The organism is Ensifer sp. ENS07 (assembly GCF_014852185.1).
GTDB lineage: Bacteria > Pseudomonadota > Alphaproteobacteria > Rhizobiales > Rhizobiaceae > Ensifer > Ensifer adhaerens.
Genome location: NZ_JACVBE010000006.1, coordinates 1 through 18,577, shown reverse-complemented (window position 1 = coordinate 18,577; position 18,577 = coordinate 1). Strand labels below are relative to the sequence as shown.

Sequence of the window (18,577 nt, the reverse complement as noted above, 5' to 3'; positions counted from 1 at the left end):
TTACATCCTTGCAAGCTTCATTTCTATCGCAAAGGTAAGCGTATCGTCACGACTTCCAAACGAGGTCCTCGTTATTTCTTCGACATCGAGAGGCAATCGCACTATTTTCTTGATTCCGGAATTTCCTTCCACAATCATTGCATCTTCGCTTACCTCCGCGACCCTGCTTTCAATGATTTCGATGACGCTCGCAATATCGTCTGTCGGACGGATCTGTGAGGTGATTCCGACGTACAGAATTTGATGTGCTGCATCGATAGGGATTAACTGCAATTCGGTCTCGATCGACCCTGTACGATTTCCATGGCGAGCGGCATTGTGGATAACGGCATAAAGAAAATCATACATGTGGTGGTAAACCGCCCCCACAAGTTCGATGTCGCGGATACCGAGAGAGACTATCGTCGGTTTAAAGTCACTGAAGTGGCCTTTTACCTCTTCTAAGACCGCCTCGATCAGCACAGATATGGGCGCCGAGGGAGACAGGTTTACTGGTTTAGTGAACCAGCTGGAAACCGTCCGAAAGACATCGTTTGTTCTCGCATTAAGTGCACGGCAAAGAGCCATTGCGCACGCTTCCAGGTCTTCGGGGCAAGCGTTAACTAACCTACTTTGGTCAACATTGCCCCACGATAGGTGACCTCGGTCGATCATTGGACGGATCTGAGACAAATCGGTCTCTAAAAGCCGCCAACAATACTCGTAGATGATCTGCGTGACGACGGTAAATACGCCATGCTTGTGGTATTGTTCTTGGACCATGCGCATCGCTGATCGAGCAATATCGATCTTGCTCAAATCAACGATAGTAGCGCTAATTGCTCCCCGTGAATGTTGCTTGTCATTTATGTGTAAGATGTCGTTCGCCCACGTATCCACTTGACTCCGATAAATATCTACCCAAGTCGCAAGAGCTGCGGATGCTTGCGCATTATCACGGATTGCCCGGAAGCGGTCCTCCTTAATAATTTCTTCTACAGCGTTGACCATAAAGCCACTGAGGGTTCCATGCCTAATTCGCCGACCAAGGTAAGAATTAATCCCGTACCTCTTATTGCTGCAGAATTCCTGGAACGCGGACTGAAGAACGGCTGCGAGCCGAACGTGAGGTTGTCGCTGCGTTGTGAAGTCTCCAAAGTCAGTGAAAGCATCGATATCGGCAGTGTCGATGAAACTTCCCTTCAGTAGACTACTAATTTCATCGTGATGGTTATCTTCGAACCATTGTCCAAACCGCACTGGATCGACGTAAAGCCTTGTGTCGTCTATCTCACCTCGAACTTTCTGCAGCCGTTGGTCGAGCCGAATTGTACGTGCTCGATCACCAAATGCGGGCTCGCCAAAGTGGTCACCATACCATTCGAGTAGTTCTGCCCTCTTTTCAAAGACGTCGGACGCTTCGGCGATTAGAAAATACAGCTGCACCAGGAATTCTTCGGTGCACAAGTGGACTAGATGACCAGCGATGTTTGGATAGTTAACCCTGAAAAAATCGGCCAGCTTAATTATATTTCCATCATACTCTTTCAAGACTAGGTCTTGAAAGACCCGTCGGAGCTTGTGCTTTTCTGCCGACGTTCCAATCGATTCTGATAACAGTGCCGCCACGATGTAATCGTGCATCGCATCTTTAGCCGGGTTAGCAAACTGCTCTTTAATCTCTGCCGGCGTTAATAAGATGGCAACGTCGCGCGTTCGATCCATCACTTTCAAGAGCGTTGGCGTAGAAATCGGGTTAGTTTTGCTCGCCGATGTCACGAGGTGAGCGAGTGCTAGGGTCCGAGTGAACCCTCCAGCGCTGCTATTGTTATATTTGCTTAGATCCAGTGCAAAGCCATCCCGCTCCGATGCCAGATCCTCAACTTTTTCGATAGCGGCAAAATACTCCTGGGACAATTGTTCAATCAGCGGCGGTTTCAATGGGCGGGCTGTGACGTTTGTATACAGATGATCAGCAATAGCCCTGAATCGCGTCACGGCCCGGTTCTCGAGCCACGCGATCGATCTCCTGTAAAAAACCAAATCCTCGAACTCGGGATCTTCATCTGAATAGCCACCTGTGTCGGGTACCGGAGACTCCGAGAGCGCGTACCAAGCTTTTTCCAAACAGTCTGGGATGAGGCCATTGGTCGTCGGAAGAAGCGGCAGCGTGGCTAGCACATCAAGATTCAGATGATGAATAGCAATGAAAGCGAACGCGTCGAAAAGAGAGTATGAGCCCAGCGCATTAAGACGCGCCGACAGTTCACTGGAAGTCGTGCTGATCGGGCCGACCTGCCAACAGACAATTTCTCGCGTGATTTCATCTGTTTTTTTTGAAGTGGCAAATTCCAGCAAATTTCGTCGGAGTGACAACAGCTCATACGAGTCGTCCATCATATCGACCAGGCCGAGCGAGAGCACATTTCTTCCTGAGAAGCCGTATCGGTCCAATAAACTTTTCACGACCTTACGCAGATCTGGACCTATCGCCTTATTCGAATAAATAAAGGCTGCCTTACTTAATAGAAATAGCGAATACCCAAAATTTTTCTCAATTGAGAGCAATGTACTTACGGCATCCAAATAGCTTTTTCCATATAGATATTCGTTCAACTTTAGAAAATGGAGTGTCTGCTTCTCAATCGCGGCTCGATTGATGTAGAGGCGCGTGGATTGGTATAAAAGCTCGTTTGCCAACGACTGGGTCTCGAGATTGTAGTTCTGGGAAGGGTACACAGGCTTGGCCGGGAAGGGGGCTGGGAACGGAAGATGAGCGAACAAGGGATTGAGTAACAGCAATTCGCTGACGCGCTGCCAGTCCCGTGCATTCGCAACTTTCCGGAGCCTGTTCAGTGTTTGAAGCGTGCTTGTAGTGAGCTCTCGGGATAGAAGCCCTCTAACAAGCCCTCGAACCCGGGAATCTGCTATCTCCCCAATCGTCGGCTTAGTAGATGGTTCGCGAAACAAACTACACTCCAAGATTATCAACCCCCCAAAATTGCGCTTCGAGAAAAGTAGTTATTCTTTGTGTTTGCACAATTTGAAATAGGTTAGGCCGATCTCGCACTCAACCGATCCCCCAATCCCCATCATTTTGAATCAGAGGCTTGGGATTCTCTCAAGGAATGAGGCGTTCACTGCTAAGCTGGCCGTCGAGACGAGTTCGCGCCGCGGTACCGACGACTAGTTGATCAACGGACAACCCAGCGTCTTTTGAGTTCTTGGTCGGGATTTGTGGGCCATGATTGGAGCGCTGGTCAGTAGAAACCTCCCAGCTGATCTTATCTAGAAAACGAAGTGTAGAAACGGCAGAGGCAATAACACCTATGAGGCCCATCACCACGAATACCAGTCGAAACGACCGGCCGAATGTCCAAGGTCTTATAAGGATGTTTTGAGCTTCAGACGCTCTCTCATGCGCCGTCGGTTCTTCAGCGAAAATCCGCGACCCGGGTTGAAACAACTTGCTCTCAGCCACTATGTGCGCAGCCTCTGCGTGCTTCACGAGGAAGGCTGCCCGCTGATCTAGCTTCCAAAACACGAACGATAGCAGAGACAACGTGAAACCTAACGCGGTTCCGAGCACCGAAAAACGGTAGGGCAATTGAACCGTGCCAGCGATCCCGGTTACGATAATACCCGATAGGACGATAAAGTAGTTGAATACAGTCATTCGTTGCCCGGCGTGAAGTTCAAAGTACTTCCACGAATGATCTATCGCGCTTTTCCAGTCTTCCTCGGCCATTTTTCTGCTGTTACAACAATTTTCTTCGCTCATCGATTCACACTTTGTATGCGGCTGTCAAAACTACTGCGGGTACTGTCAAATTCATAGTTTACTGAAACTAGCTGTCAATAGACAGAGCGGCCAATCATCGCCTCGTTTCGTATTGCCCGCAGTACTGGGATTTCCGCGTTTTGCATTCGATGATGGGCATAAGCGAACTTCACCACCCGCGTTCTCTAAGTGGCCACTCAATGTGGGTTTTGCTTTACCGTTTCAAACCGAAAATTGTCATATGTCCGTTTGAGACGCTAAACGGCTTTCCGCTAACGATTTCAGCGAGCCACTTTTTGCCAGGCCATAGCAATATCGAACATCAACGGCAACTTAGGCACTTTGCGAGCAGCGATAATCGATAAGCGTTAATTCTGGAGCTCGGGCGTGCCCGCGCGGCTCGAACCATAACGTCGTTTTCCGATCATCCCAAGGCATCTAGGATTTGCAGGATTCCCCCTGCTCGGCTTGAAGTCGTTAGGTCAGACGAAAATTTCAGCTTAGCGCTTCAACTGAAATCGCAAGGTAAAAGCCACAAACCACAGCCGGTACCAGCATTGAGCCGCACTTGACCGCCTTAGCCGATCATTAACCAATTGCATTAACACCTTTAATTTCACAAACGGAAGCCAATTAACCACATATTTCCGTCATCCAGACGGCAAGTTTTGCATGCCATCACTATCGATAGGTATCAGGTGTGGATAGTGATGGCTCCGAGAACGCAAAGACTCGGGTCCCCGGATCAGCACAGGGAGAATCACCTGCGAGCTAGAATGGACTGACCGAAAGGGCGGGTCCAGTGTGAGTGCTATCCGCCTCACCTTATTCTCCAGATTCTCCTTCCAAAGAGTTACGACGCCTTGCGATCTCGTTTGGACGTGCCAGTTAGCGCGATTTCGCCCACAGAGGCCCGCTGGAGCGCTTTTGCTATCGCTTACGATCAGCCGACCACGTTCCCTTCCATTTTGCGTCTGATGGCCTCCAATCTCGACCATAAAACACGCTTGCAACTTACCTGTTTCTCACGCACTTTCTCATCCTCAATCAAGCGACGGTTCGAAGGCGCGATGGCGAAGCAACAAACAGCTGATGTCCAACCTCTGCAGAGGCTAATCGGTTACGCCCGCATGTCGTCGGATGACCAGGCTGGCGATACCCAGCTGGACGAGCTGCGGGGCGCCGGCTGCGATCGGATCTATCAGGAGCATGGCGCCGGCGTTTCGCGCGCTCGGCCTGTCTTGACCAAATTGCTGGGCGAGCTCACCTCGGGAGACGTGCTCGTCGTCGTCCGTCTCGATCGCCTGGCCAGATCGGTAAGCCATTTGCTGCAAGTAGTCCGGGATCTTGAACATCGCGGGGTGCACTTTCGGTCAATCCACGATCCGATCGATACCTCAACTCCGCAAGGCATGTTTTCCCTTACGGTCCTCGATGCCGTCGAAAAGCTCGAGCGTTCGCTGAACGCCGAGCGAACCAAAGCGGGCATCAAGGCCGCAAAGGCTCGGGGCAGGCTGCCTGGAAACCCGGGCCTTCGAGAACGGAGACCAGAGGCGATTGCGGCGGTTTCAAAGGCGCGAGAGAAACTCTATCTCGATGAGCTGATCGCGTCTTCACAGGCGTGGTTTCCGATGGTCCGGCAACTCCGACCTCAGCATAGCTGGGATAACGTCGTTCGCGTTCTCAACCGACGTGGCCAGGACTGGACCGTCGAACGCCTTCGTCGCGCCGTGCATCGCATGGTCCGCGCAAAGCTCGCGGAAGATGATCTCCTCGCCCGATCCCCGCGTCGCGCCCCCGAAGACCATTTAATGCAGCTGGTGGCGGCGATCGCGATCGCCGATCCCGACCTGTCGCTTCGCGAAATTGCCGCGGAACTGGACAAACTGGGAGAGCGGCCGAAGGGAGGCACCAGAAAATGGCTCACCTCCTCCGTCCGAGACTTGCTGGACGAGGCCCACCGGTTCGGCCTCATCCGCCGCTGAGGCAGATTCTATCAGGCGCCATAGCCGGCATACTGCCTGTGGAATGTCTGCGACGGCGACCTCTTGGCTGACGTGACAGACTCACTGCGCCGAACCCGCCGTGCTTCCGTGGCCGCCAGTGATCGAGGGGACGGCCTGCGCGATGCCGAATTTACAGAGGAGCCCGAGCCCCTCGCAAGGGTCCGCGCCGCGGCAGTTCTCTCCCCTCCCCTCCCGGTTCCGTCCGGTGATACAAGGACAACGTCAGGCCCGCCCAGAGAGGTAACGGCCGCCGCTACAACAATGCCTGAGAGAGCCGACGGCCATGGCAGCGCAGGTGTTCGTTTGTTATCCGGGTAAACCCGCATTCTGATGAATGATCGTTGGTTCACGAACAGGCCCACCTCCGTTCCAACACGCAAGCACGGGGTACGTACCATGCCGTTCCAAGCGCGAATGTGATCCGAAACGTAATCATAGTGCCCAGCAGGTTCGCTCACTTTGCTTGATGACCCGACCGTCTCAAAAGTTTTAATTGCACGCACAGATCGTTTGGCCCTGAAGACCAGCATCGATTTTACTGCAGCTGGGGCAATTGAGCACCCAATCGAAACCTACCACTGGCAGGCAAGCCCTCTCGGCCCCAGGGAGCATTGGCCAAACCGTCTAAGCGCTGCAATGGATATTCTACTGCCGGCGCAGGCCAAGATCGCGCTGTTTTGGGGCGAAGAATTCGTCGCCCTTTACGACGAAGCCTATGTACCCACCATCGGTGAGCACCCTCGCGCATTTGGCCGTCCTGCTCGAGAAAACTGGGGTGAACTCTGGAGCGATCTCTCCTATTCGCCCGTCCGCGACGAAGAGCGCCGCGTTCGCGGGGTCCTTTGCGTCGTCAAAGAAACAACGGATCGGGTGATGTTCGAGAGTGCATTGCAGGTGAGCCCAGAGCGACTGAGGGCGATTTTTTCGTAGTCCGCCGCAGGGATCGTTCAAACAGACCTCACGGGCCGCTTTCTCCTCGTCGACAACCGCTTCTGTGAGATCCTCGTCTATAGCGAAAGCGAGCTGTTATCGATGCGAATGGGATATCTGAGTATCCGGAGACATCGCAGAGGCAGACCGGCTCTTTAAAACGATGGCTGAACGCGGCCAGAGTTTTGAGATGGAGAGCCGCCTTCTGCGAAAAGATGCACGTTGGCCTATCTGGCGAGCTCGGTTTTGGCGCTTGGCAACAAAGATGGCGGTTTCCAGTAAGCGTCCGCCATCATCGTCGACATTACCGAACGCAAGCGCGCGCAGGACGTCGAGCGTCGCCTGGCCGTGATCATCGTTTCGTCCAACGATGCCGTCCTTGGCATTGACCTTGGCGTGAAAATCACGCGTTGGAACATTGGCGTCGAACCGCTCTACGGATATACGGCTGATGAGGTCATAGGCCGATCCGTCCTGGTATCGGTTCCTGAGGACCGCCAGGGTGAGGAGCCTGCAATCTTGCCCAACTCAGCGCCGGCCTGAAGGTCGAGCCCTACGAAAAGGCAAGGCTCCACAAGGACGGTCGAAGCGTCGATGTCCTCCTCAGCGTCTCACCGATCTGTGACGTCAATGGCGTGATCGTCGGCGCATTGAAACGTGCGCATGACATCTCGACCGAAAAGACGCAGAACGCCTACGGAGCGTCCTCGTCGGTGAACTGAACCATCGGGTGAAGAGCCGTTTTGCGACCGTCCTTGCGATCTCGCACCAAACGCTTGGCCACGGCTAAATAGATGCGGTGGACGTGCGCTCATTCGAGGCGCGGCTGTCTTCCATGCCACGCGCTCATGAGCTCCATGACCGACGGGACATGGGAGCAGGCTGAACTACGGGCGATCGTCGAACAGTCGATTTAACGCTATTTTCGGGACCGATTTGCGATCACCGACGCTTTAATCCAGGTCTCTCCAAGGGCAGTCGTGTCGATCTGTCTGGCGCCTCATGAACTCGCCACGAATGCAGCCAAGTACGGCGCACTTGCGTTACAGGGCCGCGTCTCGATCGCTTGGGCAGTACAAGTTGGGACCGGGTCTCCCGCGAATGGGTCATGCGATGAGAGGAAACCGCAGCCCCCCGGTGGCTCCGCCGAACCACAGCGATTATCTATCCTCGCCCATTGAGAGCCAGTCTCCCGCCGAGCTCAATGGCACGGTCAAAATGACCTATGACCTAAAGGGCGTCGTATGCGAGGCCGATGCCAATCTTCTCAAGCGAATGGGATCAGCAGCCAAAATTGCATTGAGCTAGAAACCTGGGGGTGGATTTCCTGCCATGAGAGTCGATTGGGGTGCGCGATCACAATAGTGGCCGAGCGGACCTTTTCGTTTTCACTCAGCGCGGGTGTCATCGCCACTTGGCAAGTAGCCAGCTATAGGTTCAGGCAGCCTTTCCAGAAGCTGCACGACGCCGTGATCAGCGCCCTCGTCACCGGCGTGCCCCAATGCCTTTGGGCCCGCGTACGCACACAGTTGTTCCCTGGTCGCTCGTGCCGAAAGAAATCCATTAAGCGGTCGCGATCTCAGCGGCGGGCTGCTGTTCGGCAAAAGTGGCAGACGATCGTTCCCATTTACGCCGACGTGTCCGGTTAGAGACTGCACAACGCGCCGAGTGGGTCGCCAGAGACGTGGTCACAACTAGGCTCCAAGTGCCCAGTTCAAACCAAGGAACCGTAGAATCGAAAACCCTGACAGCTGTCAGGGTTTGATGGAAATCTCCCTGCAGACCGTGCAGGGGAGCGGATTAGTCGATCGCCCCCGTGCTTGCTGTCTGAGGCACTATGCGGACGGCTCCTTCGTCATGTTTGGGAGGCTCGCTATCCAAAAACCCTGACAGCTGTCAGGGTTTCTCATCGGGCAGTCTGATCAACCCGCCAACCGGGGCCCACTTCATCCACGACATCGGTCACAGACGGCACCGCAATGGAGTGCATCACGCCGTGCAACGGAACAATCTGCGAGAAGAACACGTCCATGAACGCCGGCCGCGGATTGCCCGCAATCCTAAACCTCCTCACGCCTCCGCCCTGCCGTCAACCGTAGCGACATTTCATTGTCCCGGCCGTTGCTCATACGAAACCCGTCACCGAAAGAAGCGCGACCGGGTTTCTGTTCAGCGGATACTCGCGATCTGTGTATCGACATTCTGGACACATGGGATCGATAGCCAGCTCAGTGAAAGGGAATGCGGGGCGAATGACCAATGAAGCCACACTTTTCTCCTCAGGCACGAACAGCCGCCATAAGCGTGAACCCCGCAATCTCCAATGGTCGAACGAGCCATTTGAGTGACAGACGCTGATCTCACCAGGTTGGAATTGCCGCCCTTTTAAGATCGGGCCCACCAACCCAGGGAGAAGCCGTTTCTCGTCATCAGGTGCGTTTCCATTTCCGAGAGATCAGCCTCGTTTTGCGGACCGATCTCGATCTACATCGAGAGAGATGGTAGGCCGGGGTCTATCCAACGCGCCGCTCCGAGCCTCCATTTGCCCTCAACAAAGCCATCAGCATTGGGCCGAGAGAGAATTCGCCGCGCCGTGCCTTTGTCGTCAGGTCGCGCAGGTAACCTCCGGCCGAATTGATGTGTCCTGCCCGCTCAAGGATACAAGCAACCGCAACGGCCGCATTTTCAGGCCCCATTTCCTCGCAAGCGTCCTGATAGGCGTTCGGGCTCACTCCCAACATCGAACGCACCACAACGGCAGCGGACATCAGGTCACGCCAGTTCGATATGGCTCCATCCTGGCCGTACAGTGCGATTTCGGGGCAGGCCCGCATGACCATGCTGAGCGGAAAAGCCTTGATCGGCTCTCTCACCACCCGCCTTGCTGGTTCGGATTTTGCCTCCAGCACCTCTCCAGAGCCAGGTTCAAGTTCATTTAAGGATTCGGTATGTGAATTCTGTATGTGGCGCTCATTTTGAGCATCATTGCTGCTCAAACTTTCCGAATTATCCAAAATATCCAACTGATTGACGATCTCCGAGCAAAGCAGTTCCATCTCGTCGAGGATCGGTGTCAGGTCGTGGATGGTTGGGGATCGCGGTATCCGGGCAACGAGAGCCTGATAAATACCTTCGATCTTTCTCCAGTCGCCGCTCGCACCTTCTTCAATTGCTGCAGAGATGAGCTTGCGGGCGTCGCGTCTACGGATCGTGAGCGCTTCTTTGGTTTTCCGAAGCAAGGCGTGCTCGGCCGCCACCTGCTGCGCCAACTGCGCAAGTTCCTCCGATCGGGCGAGAAGTGGGGAAAGATCGAAACCGAAAGCATCCTGAACGTCGCCAGCCCTGTCCTTGCGGGCGTAGCGCTTCCCGTTTGCACTGTCTTTGCGATTGATCAGTCCGGCTTCAACAAGCGCTGCCAGGTGCCGCCGCAGCGTCGCGCCGGCAATACCGTGCGCACGCACCGACAGTTGGGCATTCGACGGAAAAACGATGAGAGACTCTCCCTGTCGGAGATAAGTCTCAGGATAGAAGCTCAAAAGCGCGCCAAGGACGGCAAGAGCACGATCCTGTAGTCCAAGATGCGCCCTGGCTTCACAGGCATCCCGGAACACTTTCCATTTGTCGGCCGATTTGTTCGGACGGATCTCGATCGACGCTTTTTGTCGCTTTAACAGCGCAAGCGTCATCGGCCGCCGCCCAAAAGGCGTCGTCACACTTCCACTTTGCATCTTCCTTCACCCTTCAGAAGGCAAAAGATGTCCGCTCACCCAATTCGGTGCCAAAAACTCTTGACTGGGATTCGTGGAAATGCGATTCTCAGATTGTCCAGATATGAGAGAGGCTTCCACGACGGCAACGTTAAGGGGGCCTTTTTCTTTTGCGGTATTCCTTTCCGTATTTTCCTTGTCGAATAGACCAGCTGACAGCTTGTCTATAACGTCTAGCTTTGACGCTCACGCGAGAAGCGTTCGATGAGAGCCGGCAATTCGTCGCCGACGAACTTCACGAAGTCCTGACCGAGCGGGCCATCTGCAGAAATCCGAAGCTCCTTGGTCGAAATCTTCCAAGAGCCGAGCTTCGATCCTGCATGGTCCAGAAGTTCACGACTGTCCTCCCGCGCAGGGCTCGAGGGCTTTATTGCCTCGAAAGCACGCTGGAAGCGTTGATCCGATAGGGAGCCGCCTTCACGTGCATGCGAGAGCACCTTCCGCACCACCGCAAGCGATCCAGGATCGCTTGCTATCGTTCTTGCAAACTCTATCCAGCGCGGCCGACCCACTTTGGGGGCACGTCCAATCGCTTCGATCACGTCTGCCGGGATCGTTCGATAAACGCCGCGCATTCGAGCAAGCTCTGCGTCCGCAATCGACAGTGCCGCATAGATGTTGCGGGCTTTGATGCCGGCGTCATCCATCCGCGATGCAAACAATGTGCGCTCAATCCAGGTCAGATCTTGCCGGCTCGCGTTCTCGATGCCTTGTGCGACGACGAGATCGAGATCGGAGATGTCGACCTCAAGCGCGCGAACGTTCCGCAGAAGTTCCTTGGCAGCACGCCAACGCCGGTGACCGTAGACAATCTGGTAGCGCCCTGCAGACGAGGGATGCTGCCGAACCTGGATGGGTACCTTTTGCCCCTCGGCCTCGATCGAGCGTTTGAACGTCTCGAAATCGCTACCGTCGTCATCCGACAATCGGTCCGGGTAGGGGGAAGGATCGATCAGGGCGGGATCGAGCTCAAGGACCGTTCCGCCGCCGGCTTCGACGATTGCCTTCAAACGGTCCCGCTCAGCCCTGATGTCATCGATCGCGCGATGCGCTGCGCCGACAACGCCAGCCCCGACGCGCGGCGACGGGGCTGGTGGCGCAGGTTGCGGATCGTCCGCGAGCTTGTTCTCCAGTTCTTGCGACAGCAGACCGAAGCTCGCGACAATTGATTTGCGAGATGACTTGCTCATGTCCGCCCCCAGCTATCGTTGATAAGGCGGATAATGGCCTCGTTGACCGAATCGACGGCTTCACGGGCGCGCTTATGGGTGTCACGACCAATCTGGCCCATTTCGAGCTCGTAAATCGAGCGCTTGGCGAGGCCCGCGGCTTCGACGGCCGTGCTTTCGATGGCGGTCGGCAAGAGGACGTCTGTCCCGAACATATGTCGCAACATCGCAACGACCTGCGATTGCGGCGCATCGTTCGGGTCATGCCGTGTCACGAGATATCGAATGAAATCCTGGTCGAGCTGGGCGCCGCTTTCATTCAAGACGCTGATCAGATCGCCCATCATCAGCAAGAACTGGCTCATGGATGCCACGTCCAGCATCGCAGGATGGACGGTGATGACCATACTGGTTGCCGCATAGATCGCGCTTAAGGTCAAGAAGCCAAGGGAGGGCGGGGTGTCCAGGATGACGACGTCGTAGTCCTGTTCGACGTCTGCCAAGGCAAGCTTCAGGCGTTCGAAAAAGATCGCGCCGGAGCTCGACTTGTTTGCCAGAACACGAGGCGTTTCGTGCTCGTATTCCATGACTTCAAGGTTGCCCGGAACGAGATCGACGCCATCGAAATAGGTTTTGCGAATGATGTCCTTGATCGGTCGCCGCTCGGCGTCATCGTAGCGAAGCGCTGCGTAGATCGTTTCGTTCGCACCGACATCGATTTCCGGCTGCGCACCGAACATTGCAGACAGCGATGCCTGGGGGTCAAGATCGAGTGTGAGGACGCGATAGCCATGGAGGGCAAGGTAATGCGCCAGATGAACACACGTGGTGGTCTTGGCACTGCCGCCCTTGAAGTTCGCGATCGCCAGCACCTGGAGGTGCTCACCCGGTCGGCGGCGAGGCAGGAAGCGGAGTGCTTCGGCAGGCTTCTGCTTGGCAAACAGCTCTCGCAGTTCGTTGATTTGTGCGAGCGTGTAGACGCGATGGTTGTTCTCAAGGCGGCCCGGCGTCGGCCCGCGCCCTTCCGATGACATCAGCTTCAGGGTCGAATCCGGTATGGACGTCAGCTTCGAGACTTCGTTCGTCAGAAACGACCTCAAGGCCTTTTCCGACCTCGGCGGGTACATCCGTGTCCGCAGTTGCTGCAGCTGGTTCGACAAAAGACCGGCGTGCCGCAAGATCTTTGCGGCTGCGTCTTCCTTGAGTTGAACGTCATTTTCTGCGCGTTGAGCTATCGCCATTTTTCCCTCTTGGCGGTCAAAGACCGGTTTGACGGCCATTATCCGCCAAGAGATAGAACACGATTCTCCTGAACCGTCCAGAATTATAGGGTTAACAAAGCTTTAACGTCGATTGTGACGACTCGGTGACCAAACTCGCGTTACTCGTTGGAATCGCGTGTGTTTTTCCCAAACGCAACGCTCCCAGCGGCTGAAATTGCGCACACATTTGTTAAGCTCGACGCCGTCAGTTGCAGGACAATCACCGTTGCGTTGTCCCCCTGTCACCCGAATCAGTGTCGGCAATGCGACAGGAATTATCAACGCAAGCTGCCTACAGCCTGTGTCTGTGTCTGTGTCTGTGCATGTGATTGCCGGATCGGGAGAGACGATCTTCCCCGCCGAACCTCATCCCCTGGACTAAATGCAACGAAGTCTCGAGAGCGTTTTCACCCTCGAACGGTTTCCAGTCCTAGCCTTCTCCGACGTTCGTCCGTGCTTGGTCGGACGCAGCTATTGTCCCCGAGTTTCAGTAACGCGCGTCAAAGGAAGCATTTTGCCCGCACGCGTGAATGCTCGAGAGTGCGCTGCCAACGCGAGGGCTTCACGTGCCTGATAGGTGGAACGCTACGGTCGGGGGCAGTCGGTCCCGCTTTCCCTTCGGGCCACTATGTTAAAGCTCCTGCGGCGGCCCTTTTCCCGCCCTTCGCGTGACGCGAATTCCCGCTTTCCCGCTGAAGCGGCGCTATGCTGAAAGCTCCGATACGCTTCATTGTTGGTTGACCGATCGACCCCGATCGGTCGAGGGGGCCGAGGGTCTTTGCCCCTTCTCTCCCCTAAACAGTCTTTCGCCCACCTTCCTTCGCTTGCGCTTTCGTGCAGGCGGTTCCCCGCAAAGACTGTTTTCCCCTCCGTCCCCACCGCTCGCGCGGCCCCGGGAAGCAGGACGCGGCCCTGCTTCGCGGTCCAAGGGAAAAGGAGAAATGACAGTGAGCATCTACGCCAAAACTGCCCGATTTGACACCGGTCGAGCTCTCACCGAGGACGAGATGCGTGGCTTTGCACCTTCGATATTTGCCACCTCAGCGCACGAGAGCCGCTCCGAGCGCTTCAAGCCGATCCCGACAATCGAGATTTTGCGCGCTCTTGCAAAGGAGGGGTTCATGCCGGTCGGAGCGCGCCAATCGGTTAGCCGCACCGAAGGAAAGGCGAATTTTACAAAGCACCTCATCCGGCTTCGCCGTCTCGATGATGGCAATATCTATCACGTCGGCGATACCGTCTGCGAAATCCTGCTCAAGAATGCAAATGACGGAACGAGTGCATACGAATTGCTCGCAGGGCTTTTCCGCGTGTGCTGCCTCAACTCGCTCGTTGCGCAAACGGGAACGATCGACGCGATCAAAGTCCGACACTCCGGCGATGTTCAAGGCAAGGTGATCGAGGGCACCTATCGCGTCCTTGGGGAGGCGGAGCGCACTCTGGCGGCGCCGCAGGACTGGTCAGGCTTAAGAGTGGGGCGTGAGGCAAGGGAAGTCCTGGCCGAGGCTGCACATCTCGTTCGTTTTGGCGACACCGAAGGGGCGGTGACGAACCCGATCAAACCGGAGCAATTGCTGGTGCCACGCCGCATCGAGGACCGGGCAGAAGACCTTTGGACCGTGTGGAATGTCGTTCAGGAGAACAGCGTCAAAGGCGGATTGCGTGGTGTAAGGCGTGATGAATTCAGCAGAGCGCGCCGATCGACGTCACGACCGATCAACGGCATCGATCAGGACATCAAGCTCAACAAGGCTCTTTGGCTCATTGGTGAGAGAATGGCCGCATTGCTCCGCCGCTGACCTTCTCGGCCGATCGATCTCCTCGCGTCCGGTATCCATCTGGACGCGAGGCGATCGCGTGCCTTGAGGGGCGCCCCAAAGCCCCGCCCCTCAAACTCCCCTGCCCACCCGGAAGACGCCAGCGCGAAGGACGCTCGCGTCGACCTGGACAATTTGCCTGGTCGGTCGAGCGCTGGATGTTCAGCAATTTTGGATTGGGACAGCGCCAGGGCATCCATCAGGCAACTGAAGGGCGCTCGCTCTGACGTTGAGCGACGACATCGGTCGCCGCGGACGGGCCCTGTTCTGCCGAGGTGGCTGCAATTGGTTCGTCGGTCACGCGCAGCTCCATCTTTCCCCAGATCGACGCCTTTTGCGCCTTGTTCTGTGGTTTTCTGGACGGCTTGATTTCAACGACGAACGGTCTTGTCTGCTGGCGCATGTCTCCTCCACTGGGCGGGTCGCGATCAAAAGAATCGCGCGCGACGGGATTGGCAGCTGGGCCTTGATCGAGGATGGAGACAGCAACGGCGAAAGTCGGTTCCGGCGCCATTCGCCGGCAGTGGACGACCGCCGAACGTTTTGATCGGTGCTGGCCTGCTTCGTTGCCATGGAGATGTTTCTTCCGTGCCTTGGGCCGCTCCCTACGCGGGCTCGATGGGGCGTGTCTGACCGGAAAACGGCTGACGCCTCGATCGTCCGCCTGCAACGGCAGGCGCACTTTTCTCGCCCCTGGCGGCTCAGGCCGCCATTCCCCGCCAACCAACAAAAGTGTCCCTTGCCGTCCTCCATTTCATTGCGGCCCAATGGGTGCGGTCCGATCGTTCCCGGTCCTATCGACAGCCATCGAGGCCGCGAAGGGCGCGGCCCGAAACAAAAGAAAGGAACTTCGACATGGCAACCATCGGCACTTTCACCTCCACTGAAAATGGCTTCAACGGCTCGATCCGCACCCTGGCCCTCAACGTCAAGGCTCGCATCGCCCGGATCGATTCTCCCTCCGACAAGGGCCCCCACTTCCGCATCTATGCCGGCAACGTCGAGTTCGGGGCGGCCTGGCAGAAAAGCTCCGAGCAGACCGGTAAAGACTACCTCTCGGTGAAACTCGATGATCCCAGCTTTCCTGCTCCGATCTACGCGACACTTGCGGGGGTCGAAGGTGAAGATGGCTACCAGCTGATCTGGTCGCGCCCGAACCGGGACTAACAAGCAGCAGGGCCCCGCCGCCAGGCGGGGCCCGTCTTCCAAGGCCGGGAGCCGACAATGACCATCGAACAGTAGATTATGCAACGCGGGCCGAAATCAGGAATGCGCGCTGCTTCCTGGCGTTGTTGGTCCATTGATGAATCCTGCAATTTCGCGGTCGAAATTCGACCGCTATGATCCAGTTTTCGATCTGAAGCGCAGCATGAAATGACCGGCAGACGAAGAGATCCCGCCCTGAGCCAGGACGCCGTCGATCGGGAATTGGCCCGCTCCTGAGATGGAGCCTTCCATATGTCGCACGACCTTTCTCTTGCACAGGCCCACGCGTTCCAGCTTTCCCGCGACCTGATGGTCCCGGTCACCGTCTTCGAAGTCGACGGCGAATACGGCGTCCTTCCCTCTGACGAGATCGACGCTGGCGATGACCTTGAGGTCATCCACGAGCTCTATCCCTTTGCGGCTCATTGAGCCTCCCGACGAATTTCTGCCGAACACGGGTTCGGAGGAGTTCTTGTTATGCCTGTCGCGCCAGGCGCTGGAAGGTTCTTGCGCGGAGGCGTCCGTCCAGCACAGCTGTCGTCGACAGCGATGGGATCCGCAGCCTTCATGAACGGTTGATGATCTACACTTCCGAGTGCCTCTCCGAAGGCCTGGGCTAGTAGGCCATGCAGATCCATCTGTAGCGCATCGTCGGGACCTTTGTCGGATCGGCGCACGGCGCCGGACAGTTCTACTCCCGCGCCGTGACCGAGCCGCGACGCCACCGCCAAGGCGTCCAACGATGCCCGCGACGAGGACTCGATGGCCCGGTTGGCTATGACAGCGCCCAACGCAAGCGGGAGTTCGCGGCCGACATGGAGGTCCAGTCCCACGCGCTCAAAATGGCAGCGGAGGGCGCAGTGGCCAACGACAAACGGGCGATTTTCCAGGCGGCGGCTCACGCGCAGCGCGCCGTCAGCTTCCTGCATTCGTTGCAGCCAGAGGCGGAAGTGAAGGCAGCGGCATGATGTTCATGCTTGAGCGCGGCCGTCACCACCGGTGGCGGCCGCGTGATCCGTATCCAACGGCTCCTTGAGACCTTGTGCGATGATGTCAGCGTCCAGCCTTTCCCAGATCGATGGCCTCTCGGCATCGGGTTTGGGTTTGCCGGACGGTTTGCGTTCGACGATGAACGGCTTGGTCTGCTGACGCATTGATCCTCCAGGCTGCGACAAGCGAGAGCAACGATATCCCACCGGGTATGTCGGGCAAACGGGCACATTGAGGCGGAAGCGGATGCCCCGATTGATGCGGGTTGACAAAGGCCATGGTGGGTCAAGGCGACGGGTGCCGTTTGTGCACCGGCGAGCGCTGCGACACGCCTTTGCCATATCCCTTCACGTCAGAGTTTCCGGCAACCCATCTGCGGGCTCGATGAGGCATGTCTGACCGGAGACCGGCTTCGCCTCGATCGTCTTGCCGTGTTGGTTTCCGCGCGGAACTGAGCCGGTTAGGCGCATAATTTCCATTGAGAATTGAGCCATGTGAACCTTCCCCTCAACGCGGTGAGCGACGGGGGCAACGGAGTGATCCACATGGGACTTTTAAACATCATCCGTCGGATGGCACTGCGCGAGAAGCTGTCGGTTCGCGAGATCAGCCGACGAACCGGATTGTCGCGCAACACGATCGCGAAGTACTTGAGCGCTGGCACGATCGAACCGAAGTTCGCGATACCAGAGCGACCAAGCAAGCTCGATCCTTTTGCCGATAAACTGGCCGGCTGGCTGAAGACCGAGGCCGGGAAGTCGCGCAAGCAGCGTCGAACGTTGAAGCAGGTTCACGCCGATCTGGTGGCTCTTGGCTTTGCCGGCTCTTATGGCCGGGTGGCCGCTTTCGCCCGTGATTGGCGGGCTGATCGGCAGCGTGAGCAGCAGACGACGGGCCGCGGCATATTCGTTCCGCTGTCTTTCCGCCCAGGTGAGGCATTCCAGTTCGATTGGAGCGAGGACTATGCCGTCATAGGCGGAGAGCGCGTGAAGCTTCAGGTCGCGCACATCAAGCTGTCGCACAGCCGTGCTTTTCTGCTCAGAGCCTACTTACTGCAGACGCATGAGATGCTGTTCGATGCCCACTGGCACGGCTTCCGGGTGTTCGGCGGCGTGCCTGGTCGCGGCATCTATGACAACATGAAGACGGCGGTCGATCGCGTGGGACGGGGCAAGGAGCGGCAGGTCAACATCCGCTTCCTGGCGATGACGAACCACTACGTCTTCGAACCCGAGTTCTGCAATCCGGCGGCAGGCTGGGAGAAGGGTCAGGTCGAGAAGAACGTCCAGGATGCCCGTCCACGGCTGTGGCAACAGATGCCGGACTTCCCAGATTTGGCGGCATTGAATGCCTGGCTGGAACAGCATTGCCAGAACCTGTGGCGGGAGACATCGCACGGCACCTTGCCTGGCACGATCGCCGACATTTGGGTCGCAGAGCAGGCCGCGTTGATGGCGTTGCCTAGCGCTTTTGACGGCTTCGTCGAGCAAAGCAAACGCGTCTCACCGACATGCCTCATTACCTTCGAACGGAACCGCTACAGTGTGCCTGCATCCTTTGCGAACCGGCCCGTCAGCCTGCGGATTTACCCTGAGCGGCTGGTCGTTGCGGCCGAGGGCAATATCCTATGCGAACATGCGCGGGTCATTGAGCGCAGCCACGACAAACCG

15 protein-coding genes and 2 pseudogenes are annotated in these 18,577 nt (G+C 56.6%); 10 read left to right on the top strand and 7 right to left on the bottom strand.

Annotated elements, in window-relative coordinates; all coding sequences use genetic code 11:
- Both IB277_RS19320 and IB277_RS19315 read right to left on the bottom strand, forming a co-directional pair.
- On the bottom strand, positions 1-2,679 hold the full coding sequence (locus tag IB277_RS19320; RefSeq protein ID WP_192371347.1) for a hypothetical protein: 2,679 nt from the start codon (positions 2,677-2,679) through the stop codon (positions 1-3).
- A gap of 421 nt (positions 2,680-3,100) precedes the next feature.
- A complete protein-coding gene (locus IB277_RS19315) occupies positions 3,101-3,760 on the bottom strand; it encodes a hypothetical protein (protein WP_192371346.1) in 660 nt (219 codons plus the stop codon).
- 1,070 nt (positions 3,761-4,830) lie between these two features.
- Here IB277_RS19315 and IB277_RS19310 point away from each other — a divergent pair.
- From IB277_RS19310 to IB277_RS38675, 4 genes are all read left to right on the top strand, one after another.
- Positions 4,831-5,745 carry a recombinase family protein gene (locus tag IB277_RS19310; RefSeq protein WP_192371345.1) on the top strand — a complete coding sequence of 305 codons (915 nt, stop codon included), beginning with the start codon at positions 4,831-4,833 and terminating at the stop codon, positions 5,743-5,745.
- 480 nt (positions 5,746-6,225) lie between these two features.
- Positions 6,226-6,696, top strand: a complete 471-nt coding sequence (locus tag IB277_RS38095) for a hypothetical protein (protein WP_246812752.1) — start codon at positions 6,226-6,228, stop codon at positions 6,694-6,696.
- Positions 6,697-7,044: 348 nt separating this feature from the next.
- Positions 7,045-7,239, top strand: a complete 195-nt coding sequence (locus IB277_RS38680; protein ID WP_371813626.1) for a PAS domain S-box protein — start codon at positions 7,045-7,047, stop codon at positions 7,237-7,239.
- Positions 7,236-7,418: a PAS domain S-box protein gene (locus IB277_RS38675; protein WP_256436329.1), complete on the top strand. Its 183-nt coding sequence runs from the start codon at positions 7,236-7,238 to the stop codon at positions 7,416-7,418. The genes IB277_RS38680 and IB277_RS38675 overlap by 4 nt, the downstream gene beginning before the upstream one ends.
- Positions 7,419-9,209: 1,791 nt before the next feature.
- On the opposite strand, the gene repC is transcribed toward IB277_RS38675, so the two are convergent.
- From repC to repA, 3 genes are all read right to left on the bottom strand, one after another.
- On the bottom strand, positions 9,210-10,424 hold the full coding sequence (gene repC / locus IB277_RS19300; protein ID WP_192371344.1) for a plasmid replication protein RepC: 1,215 nt from the start codon (positions 10,422-10,424) through the stop codon (positions 9,210-9,212).
- Between the two features lie 212 nt (positions 10,425-10,636).
- Positions 10,637-11,653: a plasmid partitioning protein RepB gene (gene repB, locus IB277_RS19295; RefSeq protein ID WP_192371343.1), complete on the bottom strand. Its 1,017-nt coding sequence runs from the start codon at positions 11,651-11,653 to the stop codon at positions 10,637-10,639.
- Entirely contained in the window at positions 11,650-12,873 is a 1,224-nt protein-coding gene (gene repA, locus IB277_RS19290; protein WP_034796864.1) for a plasmid partitioning protein RepA, read from the bottom strand. Before repA ends, repB begins: the two co-directional genes overlap by 4 nt.
- A gap of 968 nt (positions 12,874-13,841) precedes the next feature.
- Here repA and IB277_RS19285 point away from each other — a divergent pair.
- Positions 13,842-14,693 carry a DUF932 domain-containing protein gene (locus IB277_RS19285; RefSeq protein WP_192371342.1) on the top strand — a complete coding sequence of 284 codons (852 nt, stop codon included), beginning with the start codon at positions 13,842-13,844 and terminating at the stop codon, positions 14,691-14,693.
- A gap of 217 nt (positions 14,694-14,910) precedes the next feature.
- Here IB277_RS19285 and IB277_RS19280 read toward each other — a convergent pair whose 3' ends face one another.
- Positions 14,911-15,114: a hypothetical protein gene (locus IB277_RS19280; RefSeq protein ID WP_192371341.1), complete on the bottom strand. Its 204-nt coding sequence runs from the start codon at positions 15,112-15,114 to the stop codon at positions 14,911-14,913.
- 452 nt (positions 15,115-15,566) lie between these two features.
- Between IB277_RS19280 and IB277_RS19275 the strand changes: the two genes are divergently transcribed.
- The 4 genes and pseudogenes from IB277_RS19275 to IB277_RS19265 all read left to right on the top strand — a co-directional run.
- A complete protein-coding gene (locus IB277_RS19275; RefSeq protein WP_192371340.1) occupies positions 15,567-15,878 on the top strand; it encodes a DUF736 domain-containing protein in 312 nt (103 codons plus the stop codon).
- 291 nt (positions 15,879-16,169) lie between these two features.
- Entirely contained in the window at positions 16,170-16,346 is a 177-nt protein-coding gene (locus IB277_RS19270; protein WP_029742947.1) for a hypothetical protein, read from the top strand.
- 7 nt (positions 16,347-16,353) lie between these two features.
- A pseudogene (locus IB277_RS38085) lies at positions 16,354-16,443 on the top strand (plasmid partitioning protein); the annotation flags it as partial.
- A 4-nt stretch (positions 16,444-16,447) separates the two neighbouring features.
- Positions 16,448-16,885: pseudogene (locus IB277_RS19265) on the top strand (hypothetical protein); the annotation flags it as partial.
- A gap of 3 nt (positions 16,886-16,888) precedes the next feature.
- On the opposite strand, the gene IB277_RS19255 reads toward IB277_RS19265, so the two are convergent.
- Positions 16,889-17,071, bottom strand: coding sequence for a hypothetical protein (locus tag IB277_RS19255; protein ID WP_192371339.1), 183 nt, complete (start codon positions 17,069-17,071; stop codon positions 16,889-16,891).
- A gap of 381 nt (positions 17,072-17,452) precedes the next feature.
- Between IB277_RS19255 and istA the strand changes: the two genes are divergently transcribed.
- Positions 17,453-18,577 (top strand): IS21 family transposase (istA, locus tag IB277_RS19250; protein ID WP_192371338.1); only part of this gene is annotated, 1,125 nt, incomplete at its 3' end.

Excerpts from the sequence above, each read along its gene's own strand:
- IB277_RS19315 (WP_192371346.1), bottom strand. The coding sequence starts at position 3,760 with ATGAGCGAAGAAAATTGTTGTAACAGCAGAAAAATGGCCGAGGAAGAC.
- IB277_RS19310 (WP_192371345.1), top strand. The coding sequence starts at position 4,831 with ATGGCGAAGCAACAAACAGCTGATGTCCAACCTCTGCAGAGGCTAATC.
- repC (WP_192371344.1), bottom strand. The coding sequence starts at position 10,424 with ATGCAAAGTGGAAGTGTGACGACGCCTTTTGGGCGGCGGCCGATGACG.
- repB (WP_192371343.1), bottom strand. The coding sequence starts at position 11,653 with ATGAGCAAGTCATCTCGCAAATCAATTGTCGCGAGCTTCGGTCTGCTG.
- repA (WP_034796864.1), bottom strand. The coding sequence starts at position 12,873 with ATGGCGATAGCTCAACGCGCAGAAAATGACGTTCAACTCAAGGAAGAC.
- IB277_RS19280 (WP_192371341.1), bottom strand. The coding sequence starts at position 15,114 with ATGCGCCAGCAGACAAGACCGTTCGTCGTTGAAATCAAGCCGTCCAGA.
- IB277_RS19275 (WP_192371340.1), top strand. The coding sequence starts at position 15,567 with ATGGCAACCATCGGCACTTTCACCTCCACTGAAAATGGCTTCAACGGC.
- IB277_RS19270 (WP_029742947.1), top strand. The coding sequence starts at position 16,170 with ATGTCGCACGACCTTTCTCTTGCACAGGCCCACGCGTTCCAGCTTTCC.
- IB277_RS19255 (WP_192371339.1), bottom strand. The coding sequence starts at position 17,071 with ATGCGTCAGCAGACCAAGCCGTTCATCGTCGAACGCAAACCGTCCGGC.